Origin of the sequence: Kitasatospora sp. NPDC050463 (assembly GCF_040655255.1) — a bacterium.
GTDB lineage: Bacteria > Actinomycetota > Actinomycetes > Streptomycetales > Streptomycetaceae > Kitasatospora.
The window spans coordinates 1-14,467 of record NZ_JBFAJO010000062.1; the positions used below are offsets into that span (position 1 = coordinate 1).

Sequence of the window (14,467 nt, forward strand, 5' to 3'; positions counted from 1 at the left end):
GCCCGCGAGATCTACCAGGTCCTGACCACGTCCAGCACCACACGCATCACCGCTGAGCAGCTCACCACCGCTGCTTGACATCCATAAGAGCATCCGGCCTGTTGCCGGCACCGCGCCGATCGGAGCCGCTGCGGACTCCGGGCGGGCGGTGCCGGCGACCGCTCGACCGCCCGGGTGTCTGGGCGCCTGGGCACCGTTCCCGATTCGTAAGCCCGTACCACGTCGGATCCTGCGGCGCCGGCTCCTACAGTGGCGGGCACAGTCAGGTGAGAGAGGTGTGTGTCGAATGACGGACGATCAGATCCTTCTTCCGCGGGCCGAGGTGGGCGTGATCGGCGGATCCGGGCTCTACGAGCTGCTGGACGACGTGGTCGAGGTGCGGGTGGAGACCCCGTACGGTGCGCCGAGCGACGCGCTGTTCGTGGGCGAGGTGGCCGGGCGCCGGGTCGCGTTCCTGCCCCGGCACGGGCGCGGCCACCGGCTCCCGCCGCACCGGATCAACTACCGCGCCAACCTCTGGGCGCTGCGCTCGCTCGGTGTGCGCCAGGTGCTCGGGCCCTGCGCGGTGGGCGGGCTGCGGCCCGACTACGGTCCCGGAACGCTGCTGGTGCCCGACCAGTTCGTCGACCGGACCTCCGGCCGGGTGCAGACCTTCTACGACGGACTGCCGCTGCCGGACGGTTCGGTCCCCGAGGTGGTCCACGTGTCCATGGCGGACCCGTACTGCCCGCAGGGGCGGCGGGCGGCGCTCGCGGCGGCCTCCGGCGCGGCCTGGGAGCCGGTGGACGGCGGGACGCTGGTGGTCATCGAGGGCCCCCGGTTCTCCACCCGCGCCGAGTCCCGGTGGTTCACCTCCAACGGCTGGTCGGTGGTCGGCATGACCGGCCACCCGGAGGCCGTCCTGGCACGTGAACTGGGCTTGTGCTACACCTCGATCGCCCTGGTCACCGACCTCGACGCGGGCGTGGAGAGCGGCGAGGGGGTCACCCACGCCGAGGTGCTCGCGGTCTTCGCGCGCAATGTGGAGCGGCTGCGCACCGTGCTCTTCAAGGCGGTCGGCCTGCTGCCCACCGAGCGGGCCTGTGGGTGCGGTCACGCGCTGGACGGCCTCACGACCGGTCTCCCCGGCGACTGACCGGTCGGGGCCGGCGCCACCGCCGGACGAGCCAGATGACGAGCCAGGTCACGAGGGCGAGTGCGGCGGTGGCCGCCAGGACGGCCGGCCAGTTGCGCAGGTAGGGCAACGGCAGCAAGGAGGGGTTGCCGTGATCGTCGTCGGCGCGCAGGACGGCCGGCAGACCGGCGGCGGTCACGGCGGCGGCCACGACCAGCCAGCCGCGCAGGACCGGCCCACGGGCCAGGCGGGCGCCGACGAGGCACAGCAGGGGGAGCCACACGGCGTCGTGCAGGACCAGCGCCCCGACCGCCCAGGTGAGGACCTGCGCCGGGTCGGTGAGGTACGGGTCGGTCAGCAGGCCGTACAGGCCGAAGCCGATCAGTGCGAGACCGGCGGCGAGGGCCGCACCACGGAGCCAGGCGGTCATCGGACCACCTCCAGCCGCGCGACCCACTTGGTCTGCAGCACGCCCGGGCGGTTCGGCGCGATGATGCGCGCGGGGAAGCCGTGATCGGCGTCCAGGGTCTCGCCGTTGACCCGGAGGGCCAGCAGGGTGAGCGGGTCCTCGGCGTACTGCGCGGGCATCTCCATGACCCGGTACGGGCCGTCCGTCTCCAACGAGGTCACCCGTAGGGCGGAGCCGGCGGGCGCGCCGGCCCGGGCCAGCAGATCGGCGACCCGGACACCGCCCCAACGGGCGCTCGCGCTCCAGCCCTCCACACAGGCGATCGGCAGGACGGCTTCGTGCTGGGGGAGCTGGGCCAGCTCGTCCAGGGTGAGCTCGTACGGCCGCGGGCCGTCCACCCGCAGCCGCCAGGTGGCGGGAACGGCGACGGTTCCGGCCTGGGCGGCCGTGCGGTTGACCGGGAGACCCTGCGGGCCGAGGTCGGGGCGGCGCGGCGCCAGCAGGTTCAGGGTGCGCAGCCAGGGCACGGTCTGTCCGGCGGTCGTGAGCGTCACCGCGCCGACCGCCGCCGCGACCGAGGTCAGGAACGCGCGCCGCCCCGGGACGCGCACCTGCGGCCGCCGCCAGTTCCCGGCGATGAGCGGCGCCTTGGCGGCGATGTGGACCAACAGCCCGCCGGTGGCCAGCCAGCCGACCCAGTAGTGGGTCTGGCGGAACGGGAACGGCCACGGGTACCACTGGAGGGTGTTCAGCAGGCCGGTGAACAGTTCCAGCAGCACGGCGGCCACCAGCACGGCGATGCCCAGCCGCTCCAGCGCGTGCGTCGCGCTCCGCGCCGGCGGCCACTCGAACAACCGCGGGTAGACCGTCCAGAGTTTGGCCCCGGCGAGCGGGACGGCGGCGAGGCCGCTGATGACGTGCAGCCCCTGGGTGACCCGGTAGCCGTTCACCGGCCGTGCGGGCAGCAGGCCGGACAGCGGGCCCGGCGGGTCCTGGAGCACATGGCTGATGAGACCGGTCAGGAAGCAGACCAGCAGGGCGGCGCCCAGCCACCGGCCGAGGACGACGGCGGTGCGGGGCTCGTGCAGCGCCGAGCTGAACGCGCCGTCACGGAACGGGCCGCGGCGCAGGAACGCGGGCGGCGGCGGGACTGCGGGGAGGAGCCGGCGGCGGGCACCGGGGTGCTTGGATTCCACGCCACCATCGAAGCGTTCCCGCACCCCCGGCGGGTGGTGCGACGTGCTTACGGAATCCGAACGGCGGCCCCGCCCGGGCCGGAGCGCGATGGCGGCGGTGGCAGGGTGAGCGCGTGGCCACTCGAACCCTCCTGCCCTGCACGCTCACCCTCGCCGCCCTGGTGGCGGCCCTGGCGATGACCGTGACCGGCGGCGGCACGCTCGCCGACCGCGGCCCGCTGTACGGCTGGTACGCGGTCGACGCGGGACTGTTCGCGCTCGCGCTGGCGCTCCTGCGGCGGGTGCCGGGCCGCCAGGTGGTCCCACTGGTGCTGGCCGGGAGCGTGGCCGTCGCCGCCGCCGGCTTGCTGGCCCCGCCACGCACCAGCGACGACGCCTACCGGTACGTGTGGGACGGCCGGGTGCAGGCGGCCGGCATCTCCCCGTACGCGCACGCCCCGGACGACCCGGCACTCGTCCGGTTGCGCGACGCGGGCCTGTTCCCGGCGACGGACGGTTGCTCGGGATGGGACGAGCGGCGGACGGCGGCCGGCGACTGCACCCGGATCAACCGGCCTGCCGTGCGCACCATCTACCCCCCGGTCGCGCAGGCGTGGTTCCTCGCCGTGCACCCGTTCGGGGGCGGGGTGCGGGGGGCGCAGACGGCGGGTGCGCTGCTGGCGGTCGCGACCACGGGTGTCCTGCTGGTGACCGGGCGGGGGAGCCGGCGGGCGGCGCTGTGGGGGTGGTGTCCGGGCATCACCGTGTGGGCGGTCAACGACGCGCACGTCGACACCCTCGGGGCGCTGCTGATGACCGCCGGGCTGGGCTGTGCGGCGGGCCGTCGGGCCGGCGCCGGGGGCGTCCTGCTCGGCGCGTCGGTCGCCACCAAGCTGTTGCCGGCCCTCGCGCTGCCCGGGGCGCTGTCCGGGGTGCTCTCCCGCCGTCCGACCAGGAACGACCTCGTCGTTCTCGGCGCGGCACTCGGGGCGTTCGCGGTGGCGTACCTGCCCTACGTCGCCGTCTCGGGCCCGGCGGTGCTGGGATACCTGCCGGGCTACCTGCGGGAGGAGGGCTACGAGCAGGGGCACCTCGACCGGTTCGGGCTGCTGCGACTGGCCGTGCCGGACGGCTGGGCGCCGTGGGCGGCGGGCCTGGTCCTGGCGGCGGTGGTGCTGTGGGTGATGCGGCGCGGCGATCCCCGCCGCCCGTGGCGGGGCGCGCTGCTGGTGACCGGGACGGCCCTGCTGCTCGTCGCGCCGGCCTACCCCTGGTACGGCCTGCTGGTGGTGGCCATGGTCGCACTCGACGGCGCCTGGGAGTGGCTGGCCGTGCCGGCCGCCGGGCAGGTGCTCTACCTGGTCGGCGGCGAGGTGGCGCAGCAGGCCGCCTACGGAGCCGCCCTGGCCTGCGTCCTCCTGGTGCCGCTGCTGCACGGGCCGGTGCGGTCCCGGCGCGGCCCGGCGGCGCCGACGTCCGGGAGCGGCACCGCCGGTACGGGCCGGCCCGTCCTGCGGGGACGGCGATGACCGCACGACGGAGACCGCACGACGGCGACGGAAGGACGGAGGTGTCGGAACGACGGAGATGACGAAAGCCTGACGGCTCGGCGCCGGGTCTGGTCGCGGCACGGGTCCGGCTGGTCGAATCGGCGCCGTGGACAGAACAGCGAAGCGAACCGGGGACACCCCGGTGGGCCGGCGGGTGGTGCTCGGCCTCCTCGGCCTCGGCGCCGCGGGCGTGGCGGCGGGACCCTACCTCCAGCGCGCCCAGGACACCGTGGCCGGCAAGGACCCGACGGGGCTCACCGGACTGCTGCCGGGCGGCGGCGGCTTCCGGTACTACTCCGTGGTCTCCTCGGTGCCGAGCCGGGGCCCGGACACCTACACCCTGACGGTGGACGGGCTGGTGGAACGCCCCGGCAGCTACCGACTGGCCGACCTCCGGGCGATGCCCCAGCGCCGGATCGTGCGGGACGTGCAGTGCGTGACGGGGTGGCGGGTACCGGCCACCCCGTTCGAGGGCGTGCCGCTGGCCCACCTGCTCGACGCCGCGGGCGTCGCGGCGGGCGCCGCCGCGGTGCGGTTCAGCTGCTTCGACGGCGAGTACACCGAGAGCCTCACCCTGGAGCAGGCCCGACGTGACGACGTGGTGGTCGCGCTCAAGCTGCAGGACGCCCCGATCTCCCACTCCCACGGCGGGCCGGTGCGCCTGTACGTGGCGCCGATGTACTTCTACAAGTCGGCCAAGTGGCTGTCGGGGATCACGGTGACCGACAAGGTGGAGCCGGGGTACTGGGAGCGGCTCGGTTATGACGTCGACGCCTGGGTCGGCCGCTCGAACGGACGTGACGATGCGCCGACCGCCTGACCTCCTGCTCCGTTTCACCCGTGCCGAGCGCTGGGTGCACCGCGCCACCGCCGCCCTGATGCTGACCTGCCTGGCCACCGCCGCCTGCCTCTACCTGACGCCGCTGGCCGAACTGGTCGGGCGCCGGAGGCTGGTGGTCACCGTGCACGTCTGGTGCGGCCTGGCGCTGCCGGCGCCGCTGCTGCTCGGACTCGCCTTCCGGGCGGTGCGCGCGGACCTGTCGGGGCTGAGCCGCTTCGGTCCCGCGGACTGGGTGTGGCTGCGGGCGGTCCGGGCCCGCGCCTCGTACCGCCCGGCGGGGAAGTTCAACGCCGGTCAGAAGCTCTACGCCCAGTGGACGCTGGGCGCGATGCTGGTGATCCTCGGGACGGGCCTGCTGATGTGGCTCACCCATCTGACACCGCCGGCCTGGCGGACCGGCGCGACCTTCGTCCACGACTGGCTCGCGGCGGCGATCGCCGTGGTGACCGCCGGGCACGTCCGGATGGCCGTCCGGGACCCGGAGGCCCGGCGCGGGATGCGGACCGGGCTGGTCGACCGGCGCTGGGCCGAGCGCGAGCACCCGCTGTGGCCCGAAGCGAACCCCGCGCCCGAAGCGAGCCCCGCGCCCGAGGAGTCGGGGCCCGAGGAGTCGGGGCCCGAGGAGTCGGTGCCCGTCACCGAGGACGGCCGGTCCTCCTGAAGGAGAGGAAGCGGCGGCCGTGGGAGGACCACCGCTCCGTCTCCACGAGCCCGGCCCGGCCGGCCCGGCGGACGGTGGCCGTCACGCCGCAGCGGGCCCAGGCGAACGGCGGCCCGCACCGTCCGTCGGGACCCTCGACCCGGACGGTGATCCGCTCGTCGATGTCCTGCTGCTCCACCTCGACCAGCAACACGCCTCCCGGCGCGAGGAGTTCGGCGCCTCGGCCGAGCAGCAGCCCCGGGTCGCCGCCGATCCCGAGATTGCCGTCGGCCAGGAGCGCGCCACCCCAGCGCCCCTCGGCGGGCAGCCGCTCGAAGACCGACCGGCGCAGGGCCGGCCCGCCGAGGCTTCTGGTCCGCGCCACCGCGGCCCCGGTGACGTCGACGCCGAGCGTCGGCACCCCCAGGCCCAGCAGGGCCGCGACGAGGCGCCCGGGGCCGCAGCCCAGATCCACCACCGGCGCGGTCAGCCGGGTGCAGCGCAGCAGCAGACCGTGGTCCGCGCCGGCGGCGGGCGCGCACCAGCGTTCGACGTCGAGCGGGATCCGGCGGCCGTCCTCGCGGCGCAGCCACAGCGGGCCCCGCCCGGTACGCACGGCCTCGGCGAACGGATCGTCCACCCAGGCCTCGGCGGCGACGCTCACCCCGCCACCTCCGGGGCGGTCCCGATCGCGCGCAGACGGGCCGCGAACCGGCTGCCCGGGGCCTCGGCGGCGACCTGGCGCGCGTCCAGGATGGTGTCCACGTCGGTGAGCACGGGGAGGTGGTGGACCGTCAGGTTCTCCGCCAGCAGCCGGTCGAGCAGGGCCTGCCCGGTCCGCGGAGTGGACATCGGCAGGCCCAGCAGCAGCCGCCGGGCCAGCTGCCCGCCGGGCCGGGCCAGGCCGAGCGCCCAGAAACCACCGTCGCCGGCCGGGCCGTACCAGGCGTCGACGCCCGGGCGCCGGGCCGGTGACAGGGGCTCCGCCAGGAGGGCGGCGTCCACCTGCGGGGTGTCCATCCCGACCAGCAGCGCGGGCGCGTCCGGCGCGGTACGGGCGGCGTGCGCGTAGGCGGCCGCGAGCCGTTCGTCCAGTCCGCCGCCCGACTGCGGCACGACCTGCCAGCCGGGCGGGAGCCAGCGGCCGGCGGCGCCGTCCAGGACGAGCAGCCGCCGCCCGGCCGGTACCCGGTCGAGGGTCGCCAGGGTGTCGGCCAGCGCGGCCTCGGCCAGCGCCGCCGCCTGCTCGGGTGTGCAGGGCGGGCTGAGGCGGGTCTTCACCCGTCCCGGGACCGGCGACTTGGCGATCACCAGCAGGGTCGGCGGCGGTGCGGCCAGCACGGCCCGCATGTCCTGGACGGCCTGCCGGGTGCCGCGCACCGTACCCGTGACCTTGGAGCGGCCGGTCCGCGGCAGGTAGTCGACGGGCGTCTCGGCGATCCGCATCCCGGCGGCCGAGGCCGCCAGCACCATCTCCAGCGGGTAGCCGGAACGGCGGTCGCCCAGGCCCAGCGCCAGCAGCCGCTCACGGCGGGCGGCCCGCATCGGCCCGAGGTCGTGCAGCGGCGCCCCGGTCCTCGCCCGCAGCCGTCGGGCCAGGGCGGCGTTGGCCAGGCGGGCGTGCAGCGGCCACGCTCCGGCGGTCGCGGGGCGCCGGCGGCCGAGCACGAGGTCCGCCGAGCCCGCCAGGACCGGTGCGGTGACGCGCGACAGCTGCGCGGGATCCAGCGAGCCGTCGCAGTCCATGAAGCAGACCAGCTCGGCGGTGGCGGCGAGCAGGCCGGCATGGCACGCGGCGCCGAAGCCGCGCCGCGGCTCCTCGACGACGATCGCGCCCATCGAGCGCGCCAGCTCGGCGGAGCCGTCGCGGGACCCGTTGTCGACGACGATCGCCCGCCAGCCCGGGGGCACGCGCCCCAGGACCCAGGGCAGGGCCTCGGCCTCGTCGAGGCAGGGCAGGATCACATCGGCGGGTGGCAGAGCGGGAATCGGAGAGATCACGCCGGCCACGCTAAGGGCGGGCGGCCCGGTGGTGGCCGAACCGCGCCCTTACGAAAGTCCAACGGCGGACCGCGGGCCCGAGAGCGCGCGGGGCCGTGATCTTACGGAACCCGAACGTGCCCCCGGACCGGCCCCCGGCCCCGGCCGCACCTCGTATCCTCGGCGAGGTGAACGAGAGCCCCGCTTCCGCCGGACCACCGGACCCCGCCCGCATCCTGGTCATCGACGACGACCTGACCGTGGGCGAGGTCGTCGCCGGTTACCTCACCCGGGCCGGCCACCAGGTCGACCGGGCCTGCGACGGCCTCCAGGGCCTCGACCTGGCCCGCAACCGACGCCCCGACCTGCTGGTCCTGGACCTCATGCTCCCCGGGATCGACGGCCTGGAGATCCTGCGCAGGCTGCGCGCCACCGAGAACGGCGCCGGCCTGCCGGTGGTGATGCTCACCGCCAAGGGCGACGAGGCCGACCGCATCCTCGGCCTGGAACTGGGTGCGGACGACTACGTCACCAAGCCGTTCAGCCCGCGGGAACTCGTCCTGCGCGTCCAGTCGGTCCTGCGCCGCTCCCGCGCCGCCGCTCCCACCGCGTCGGCCCCCGTGCCACTGGTGTCCGGGGACATCACGCTCGACCCGCAGGCCCGCCGGGCCCACCGCCGAGGAAGCGAACTGCTCCTCACGCTCAGGGAGTTCGACCTGCTCGCCTTCCTCCTGCAGCACCCGCGCACGGTGTTCGCCCGGCAGGAACTGATGCAGCGGGTCTGGGGCTGGGACTTCGGTGACCTGTCCACCGTCACCGTCCACGTCCGCCGCCTGCGCGAGAAGATCGAGGACGACCCCGCCGCGCCGGCGCTGATCACCACGGTCTGGGGCGTCGGTTACCGCTACGACCCGGTGACGGACGAGAAGGACGGCCCGGCGTGAAGGACCTGCTGCTGATCGCCCTGTTCGCCGGGCTCGGCGCCGCCGGCGCCGGTCTGCTCGGCTGGGTGGCCGTGCGACTGCTGCGCCGCCGCTCGGTGGCGCTCTCGCTCTTCTGCGTCGCCGTGGTCACCGTCCTCGCGGTCACCTCCGGGACGTTCGCCGTGGCCCAGGCGATGTTCCTGTCCGGACACGACCTCGGTGTGGTGATCACGGTCCTCGGCATGGCGTCCGTGGTGTCGCTGCTCACGGCCGCGCTGCTCGGCCGCCAGGTCGTGGCCGGCAGCCGGGCCTTGGCCGCGGCCGCCCGCACCGTCGGGAGCGACGCCGGCTTCGCCGCACCGGAGCACCCGCTCGGGCTCGAACTCGCCCAGCTCAGCGAGGAACTCGCCGCCACCAGCGCGCGGCTCGCCGAGGCCCGGGCCCGGGCGCAGGCGCTGGACGCCTCGCGGCGCGAGCTGATCGCCTGGATCTCCCACGACCTGCGCACCCCGCTGGCCGGCCTGCGCGCCATGGCCGAGGCGCTGGAGGACGGGGTGGCCGAGCAGCCGGAGCACTACCTCCAGCGGATCCGTGCCGAGGTGGAGCGGCTCACCGGGATGGTCGACGACCTCTTCGAACTCTCCCGGATCCAGGCCGGCGCGCTGTCCCTCTCGCTGTCCCGGGTGTCCGTCTACGACCTGGTCGACGACGCCCTGGCCGGTGCGCACCCCCTGGCCCGGCAGCGCGGCGTCCGCCTGGAGGGCCGTCAGGTCGCCGCCGAGCCGGTCGAGGTGGACAGCCGCGAGATCACCCGGGTACTCGGCAACCTGCTGGTCAACGCGATCCGCTCGACGCCCGAGGACGGCGTGGTCGCCGTCTCCGCCCGCCGCGAGGTGGACGAGGTGGTGCTCTCGGTCACCGACGGCTGCGGGGGCATCCCGGAGCAGGACCTCTCCCGGGTGTTCGAGACCGGCTGGCGCGGCAGCCCCGCCCGCACGCCGCGGCGTGATCCCGACGAGGGCGGGGACAGCGGCGCCGGGCTCGGACTGGCCATCGTCCGCGGCATCGTCGAGGCGCATGCCGGGCGCGCCCGGGTGCACAACGTCACCGGGGGCTGCTGCTTCGAGATCGCCCTCCCGGCGGCGCCGTGATAGTCAGACCCGCAGCGGCGCGGCGGCGAACTCGGCCATCCCCGCACCGAACGGCACCCGGGCGCGCCAGCCCAGCTCGGCTCGCAAGCGGGAGGAGTCGGCCGTGATGTGCCGGACGTCCCCGAGCCGGTACCGACCCGTCACCACCGGCGCCGGCCCGCCGTAGGCGTCGGCCAGCGCCCGGGCCATCGCGCCGACCGTGTTCACCTCCCCGCTGCCGACGTTGTACGCCCGGGCACTGCCCGGCAGACGGTCGCCGACGTCCTCCAACGCGGCGAGGTTGGCCGCCGCGACGTCGTCGACGTGGACGAAGTCCCGGCGCTGGCCGCCGTCCTCGAACACCTGCGGCGCTTCGCCGCGGGCCAGCGCGGACCGGAACAGCGAGGCGACCCCGGCGTACGGGGTGTCACGTGGCATGCCCGGGCCGTAGACGTTGTGGTAGCGCAGTGCCAGGAGGGACCCGCCGCAGGCGCGGGCCCAGGCCGCGGCCAGGTGTTCCTGGGCGAGCTTGGTCGCGGCGTACACGTTGCGGGGGTCGCCCGGCGCGTCCTCCGTGACCATCCCGGGCCGCAGCGCGGCGCCGCACAGCGGGCACGGCGGTTCGAACCGGCCGGCGTCGAGATCGTCCCGGCGCCGTGGACCGGGTGCCACGCCCCCGTGTTCCGGGCACACGTAGCGGCCCTCGCCGTAGACCACCATCGACCCGGCCAGCACCAGGTTCCGCACCCCACCGCGTGCCATCGCGGACAGCAGGACCGCTGTTCCGAGGTCGTTGCAGCCGACGTAGTCGGGCGCGTCGTCGAGGTCGAGTCCGAGCCCGACCATCGCGGCCTGGTGGCAGACCGCGTCCACCCCGGTCAGGGCCCGCTCCACCGCCACCGCGTCCCGGACGTCGCCGTGCCGGAACTCGACACCGGCCGGCAGGTCGGGCGCGACACCCGAAGGGTGGACCGCGGGCAGCAAGGCGTCGAGCACACGGACCTCGTGGCCGGCCGTGACCGCGGCGCGCACGACCGCCGAGCCGATGAACCCGGCACCGCCGGTAACCAGAATCCTCATGACCGGCGACGCTACCGGCCGAGGACGGCACCGGAGCCGACGACGGGCATCGCGTCATGCTTCGGTAAGCACCCGGTCCGAACGGACCGTGCCACCAGCCGGAGGCCGGCGCGCCGGGCACGGCGCCGGACCCGAACTTTCGGTTATCACGGCGACCGCCACCGGTCTCCTTTCCTGTGAGGCCGTGTTCTCCTCGGCCCGCACGGCACCGGCCCGCACGGCACCGGTCCGCACGGCACCGGTCCGCACGGCGCCGGGCGTTCGACGCGCCATCGACGAAGGAGAGGAGGGAGGCCGACCGTGGGACGTCATGCCGTCGGTCTCAGGCCCGCCGCGGCGATCGTCATCGTCACGGAGGAGGCCTGCCGCGCCTGCGCGCCGAACGGACCGGACCCGGCGGCCGGGGCCGACCCGGTCGTCTCCCCACCTGCTCGTCCACGCGCCCTTCCCGGCGCGCCTCACAGCGGAAAGGCCAGTTGATGTCCGCCTCTCACCGTTCGTTCTCCCGGGGCTGGGCGCTGGCGTCCTGCGTGCCCGCCCTGCTGTTCCTCGGCCTCGTCGCGTGTGGTTCGTCGGACCCCGAGCCTGCGGGCAGGCCGGGGACGCACCACGGCGCGATGGCGGCGACGCCCGGCACGGCGGCCTCGACCGTGCCGGGAATGCGAGGGATGCAGGGAATCCAGGGAATGCCGGGGATACCGGACGTACCCGCGACCGCCCGGGGCCTCGCCGCCGAACGGGACGGCTACCGCCTGGACCCCGAGGCCGCCGACCTGCCCGCCGGCCGGGCGGTGGGCTACCCGTTCACCGTCACCGGCCCGGACGGCGGCCCCGTCACCGACTTCGCCGAGCACCAGACGAAGAAGCTGCACTTCTACGCGATCCGCTCCGATCTCACCGGCTTCCGGCACCTGCACCCGGCGATGGCCGCCGACGGCACCTGGACGGCCGACCTGGCCGCCCTCACCCCGGGCACCTGGCGGCTGTACACGTCGTTCGTACCGGACGCCGGCCCCCGCAAGGGCAGCGAGCTGGTACTCAGCCGCACGGTGACCGTGCCCGGCGCGGCCGCCGCGCTCCCGCTGCCCGCCCCGGCGGGCAGCACCACGGTCGACGGCTACACCGTCACCCTCCGGAGCGAGCCGATGGCCGGCGTCCACCGACTCACCGTCACCGTGAGCAAGGACGGCAGGCCGGTCACCGACCTCCAGCCGTACCTGGACAGCTTCGTCCACCTCACCGCCTTCCACGAGGGCGACCAGGCGCTGGCCCATCTCCACCCGACGGACAGGGTCGCCGGCGACCACGGCGGCCCGACGGTGACCTTCCAGGCCCTGCTCGGCGAGCCCGGGAACTGGCGGCTCTTCCTGCAGTTCCAGACCGCCGGGCAACTGCACACCGCGGAGCTCACGCTGAACGTCACCTGACGACGGTCAGCCGGGATGTCCCCGGCGATTCACTGCGCTCCGGTGCGGCGGCCGTCGTCAGTCCGGGGCGGCTCCGCCCGGACCACGGTCCGCCCCGCTCACCTCGGCCGGGCGGGCCATCGCCCAGCGGATCACCCTGGTGACGCCGGCCCCGCCCAGCCGCAGCACGCTCTCCCCGGCGATCGGAAGGGGCGGCAGACGGAGCTCCCGACGGGCCCAGTCGGGCAGCAGGGCGACGGCTCCGGCAGCCAGCACGCCGTACGGCGGGCGAACGACCCACGGCAGGGGCGGCCGGAGCAGGATGAACCGTGCCGCGTCGAGCGCGGGCGCGGTGCCACGCAGCTCAGGACGGTACCGCTCGATGACCGCCGCGAGCTGCCTCTGGTCGCGCGGCGGTTCGACGACACCCAGCGCGGCGGCCACGGTGGCGGCGTCGGCCACGTAGCCGTCGTAGGACTCCTCGTCCAACGGCCTTTCACCGTAATACCGGTGGGCACGAAGAAAGCTGTCGACCTCGGCGGCGTGGACCCAGCCGAGCAGGTGCGGATCGGCGGCCCGGTACGCCTCCCCGGACGGACCGGTGCCGCGTACGCGCTCGTGCACCGCCCGCACCCGGTCGACCGCCTCCTGGGCGTCCGCGGCGGTCCCGAACGTCGTCACGGCCAGGAAGGTGCTGGTGCGCTGGAGCCGGCCCCACGGGTCGCCCCGGTAGCCGGAGTGCGCCTCGACCGCGGCCATCGCCAACGGATGCAGTGACTGCAGCAGGAGCGCCCGAAGACCGCCGATGAACATCGAGGCGTCGCCGTGGACGACCCGAATGGGCCGCTCCGGGCCGAACCACCGGGGGCCGGGCGTGTCATGGATACGGCTACGGGCCGCCGGGCCCTGCGGGCCGGCCACCCGGGCGAACAGCTCTGCCCCCAGGCGCCGCCGGATCGTGGCGAGACCGGGGATGCCAGAGCTGTCATCGGTCACATCTGCCACTGTAGATCCGCTTCGTTGCGCCACGTCGGCGGCGGTGGCGGCCACGGATGGCCCGGCTGCGTGGGATCCGGCCGGCCCGGACGGTGGCTGCCCGGGCGCCGGCCCGATCCAGGTCGTCCGGTGGGCGATTCGCGGCGGGCATTGTGGACAGACGCGAGACATGGCACCACTGTTCAGCCGTAGGCATCCGACCGGAGACCGGCGCGGCGGCGCGAACGCCGGCCCGAGCCGGCGGATCGAGAACGCCGCCCCGGACGAGCCCAGCGACCTGTCCCGGCGCTCCTGGCTGGCGGTGCTGCGCCGCACCGGCAAGGAGTTCCTGGCGGACGAGCTGCCCGACCGGGCCGCGGCCCTCACCTACTACGGCGTCCTGGCGATCTTCCCCGCCCTGCTCGTCCTGGTCTCGGTCCTCGGGGTCATCGGCAGATCCGCCACCGACGCCGTCCTGGACAACCTGCAGAACCTCACCCCCGGCCCCGCCCGGGAGATCCTGCGAAGCGCCGTCGGCCAGCTGCAGGACAGCGGTGGCACCAGCGTGATCCTGATGATCGTGGGACTGGCCGCCGCTCTGTGGTCGGCCTCGGGCTACGTGGCGGCGTTCATCCGCTCCTCCAACGTCGTCTACGACATCCCTGAGGGCCGTCCCCTGTGGAAGACCACCCCGCTGCGCCTGGGGCTGACGCTCCTGCTGATGGTGCTGCTGGCGGCGAGCGCGGTGATCGTCGTGTTCACCGGCCCGCTCGCGGACCGCGTCGGCCGGGTCCTGGGGGTGGGCGGCACCGCGCTGACGGTGTGGTCGTTCGCCAAGTGGCCGGTTCTCGTGTTCCTCGCCGTCCTGATGATCGCGCTGCTGTACTGGGCCGCGCCCAACGTGCGGGACCGTGGCTTCCGCTGGATCTCCCCCGGCAGCGTGCTCGCGGTCGTGCTCTGGATGGCGGCTTCGGCCGGGTTCGCCGTGTACGTGGCGAACTTCTCCTCCTTCAACAGGATCTACGGCACGCTGGCCGGCGTCATCGTCTTCCTGGTCTGGCTGTGGATCTCCAACCTCGCCATCCTCCTCGGGCTGGAGTTCGACGCGGAGCTCTCCCGCGAGCGCGCCATCGAGGGGGGCCTGCCGAAGGGCGAGGAACCGTACGTCCGCCCGCGCGACACCCGGGCCTGGCCGGACGAGGACCAGCCCTGACGGCGGAGGGAGCGGATCGCCGGGCCGGTGC

The 14,467-nt window shown here is 75.1% G+C and carries 14 protein-coding genes and 1 pseudogene; 8 read left to right on the forward strand and 7 right to left on the reverse strand.

Annotated elements, in window-relative coordinates:
• The first annotated feature begins 286 nt into the window (after positions 1 to 286).
• Positions 287 to 1,135, forward strand: a complete 849-nt coding sequence (locus AB0J08_RS30670; protein ID WP_360641112.1) for an S-methyl-5'-thioadenosine phosphorylase — start codon at positions 287 to 289, stop codon at positions 1,133 to 1,135.
• Here the strand turns inward: AB0J08_RS30670 and AB0J08_RS30675 are convergent.
• Positions 1,110 to 1,544 carry a hypothetical protein gene (locus AB0J08_RS30675; RefSeq protein ID WP_360641113.1) on the reverse strand — a complete coding sequence of 145 codons (435 nt, stop codon included), beginning with the start codon at positions 1,542 to 1,544 and terminating at the stop codon, positions 1,110 to 1,112. The two genes, AB0J08_RS30670 and AB0J08_RS30675, sit on opposite strands and share 26 nt — an antisense overlap.
• Positions 1,541 to 2,653, reverse strand: a complete 1,113-nt coding sequence (locus tag AB0J08_RS30680) for a molybdopterin-dependent oxidoreductase (RefSeq protein ID WP_360641156.1) — start codon at positions 2,651 to 2,653, stop codon at positions 1,541 to 1,543. Before AB0J08_RS30680 ends, AB0J08_RS30675 begins: the two co-directional genes overlap by 4 nt.
• Positions 2,654 to 2,832: 179 nt before the next feature.
• On the opposite strand from AB0J08_RS30680, the gene AB0J08_RS30685 reads away from it, so the two are divergent.
• The 3 genes from AB0J08_RS30685 (at position 2,833) to AB0J08_RS30695 (ending at position 5,750) form a co-directional block, all read left to right on the forward strand.
• Positions 2,833 to 4,227, forward strand: a complete 1,395-nt coding sequence (locus AB0J08_RS30685) for a hypothetical protein (protein ID WP_360641114.1) — start codon at positions 2,833 to 2,835, stop codon at positions 4,225 to 4,227.
• 127 nt (positions 4,228 to 4,354) lie between these two features.
• Positions 4,355 to 5,068, forward strand: a complete 714-nt coding sequence (locus AB0J08_RS30690; RefSeq protein WP_360641115.1) for a molybdopterin-dependent oxidoreductase — start codon at positions 4,355 to 4,357, stop codon at positions 5,066 to 5,068.
• Positions 5,052 to 5,750 (forward strand): cytochrome b/b6 domain-containing protein, encoded by a 699-nt coding sequence (locus AB0J08_RS30695; RefSeq protein ID WP_360641116.1) that lies wholly within the window; start codon positions 5,052 to 5,054, stop codon positions 5,748 to 5,750. The genes AB0J08_RS30690 and AB0J08_RS30695 overlap by 17 nt, the downstream gene beginning before the upstream one ends.
• On the opposite strand, the gene AB0J08_RS30700 is transcribed toward AB0J08_RS30695, so the two are convergent.
• The 3 genes and pseudogenes from AB0J08_RS30700 to AB0J08_RS30710 all read right to left on the reverse strand — a co-directional run.
• Positions 5,725 to 6,393, reverse strand: coding sequence for an SAM-dependent methyltransferase (locus AB0J08_RS30700; protein ID WP_360641117.1), 669 nt, complete (start codon positions 6,391 to 6,393; stop codon positions 5,725 to 5,727). The two genes, AB0J08_RS30695 and AB0J08_RS30700, sit on opposite strands and share 26 nt — an antisense overlap.
• The gene (locus AB0J08_RS30705; protein WP_360641157.1) at positions 6,390 to 7,079 is read right to left on the reverse strand and encodes a DUF2064 domain-containing protein; all 690 of its coding nucleotides are present in this window, start codon (positions 7,077 to 7,079) and stop codon (positions 6,390 to 6,392) included. Before AB0J08_RS30705 ends, AB0J08_RS30700 begins: the two co-directional genes overlap by 4 nt.
• Positions 7,053 to 7,730 (reverse strand): annotated as a pseudogene (locus tag AB0J08_RS30710) (glycosyltransferase family 2 protein); the annotation flags it as partial. The gene AB0J08_RS30705 and the pseudogene AB0J08_RS30710, both read right to left, overlap by 27 nt.
• A gap of 212 nt (positions 7,731 to 7,942) precedes the next feature.
• Here AB0J08_RS30710 and AB0J08_RS30715 point away from each other — a divergent pair.
• Both AB0J08_RS30715 and AB0J08_RS30720 read left to right on the forward strand, forming a co-directional pair.
• Positions 7,943 to 8,653 carry a response regulator transcription factor gene (locus tag AB0J08_RS30715; RefSeq protein ID WP_360641158.1) on the forward strand — a complete coding sequence of 237 codons (711 nt, stop codon included), beginning with the start codon at positions 7,943 to 7,945 and terminating at the stop codon, positions 8,651 to 8,653.
• Entirely contained in the window at positions 8,650 to 9,783 is a 1,134-nt protein-coding gene (locus tag AB0J08_RS30720) for a HAMP domain-containing sensor histidine kinase (RefSeq protein ID WP_360641118.1), read from the forward strand. The genes AB0J08_RS30715 and AB0J08_RS30720 overlap by 4 nt, the downstream gene beginning before the upstream one ends.
• Before the next feature lie 3 nt (positions 9,784 to 9,786).
• On the opposite strand, the gene AB0J08_RS30725 is transcribed toward AB0J08_RS30720, so the two are convergent.
• A complete protein-coding gene (locus AB0J08_RS30725) occupies positions 9,787 to 10,842 on the reverse strand; it encodes an NAD-dependent epimerase/dehydratase family protein (protein ID WP_360641119.1) in 1,056 nt (351 codons plus the stop codon).
• Between the two features lie 479 nt (positions 10,843 to 11,321).
• Between AB0J08_RS30725 and AB0J08_RS30730 the strand changes: the two genes are divergently transcribed.
• Entirely contained in the window at positions 11,322 to 12,269 is a 948-nt protein-coding gene (locus tag AB0J08_RS30730) for a hypothetical protein (protein ID WP_360641120.1), read from the forward strand.
• 57 nt (positions 12,270 to 12,326) lie between these two features.
• Here AB0J08_RS30730 and AB0J08_RS30735 read toward each other — a convergent pair whose 3' ends face one another.
• Positions 12,327 to 13,244 carry an oxygenase MpaB family protein gene (locus AB0J08_RS30735; RefSeq protein WP_360641121.1) on the reverse strand — a complete coding sequence of 306 codons (918 nt, stop codon included), beginning with the start codon at positions 13,242 to 13,244 and terminating at the stop codon, positions 12,327 to 12,329.
• 169 nt (positions 13,245 to 13,413) lie between these two features.
• Between AB0J08_RS30735 and AB0J08_RS30740 the strand changes: the two genes are divergently transcribed.
• Positions 13,414 to 14,436 (forward strand): YihY/virulence factor BrkB family protein, encoded by a 1,023-nt coding sequence (locus AB0J08_RS30740; protein ID WP_360641122.1) that lies wholly within the window; start codon positions 13,414 to 13,416, stop codon positions 14,434 to 14,436.
• The last annotated feature ends 31 nt before the right edge of the window (positions 14,437 to 14,467 follow it).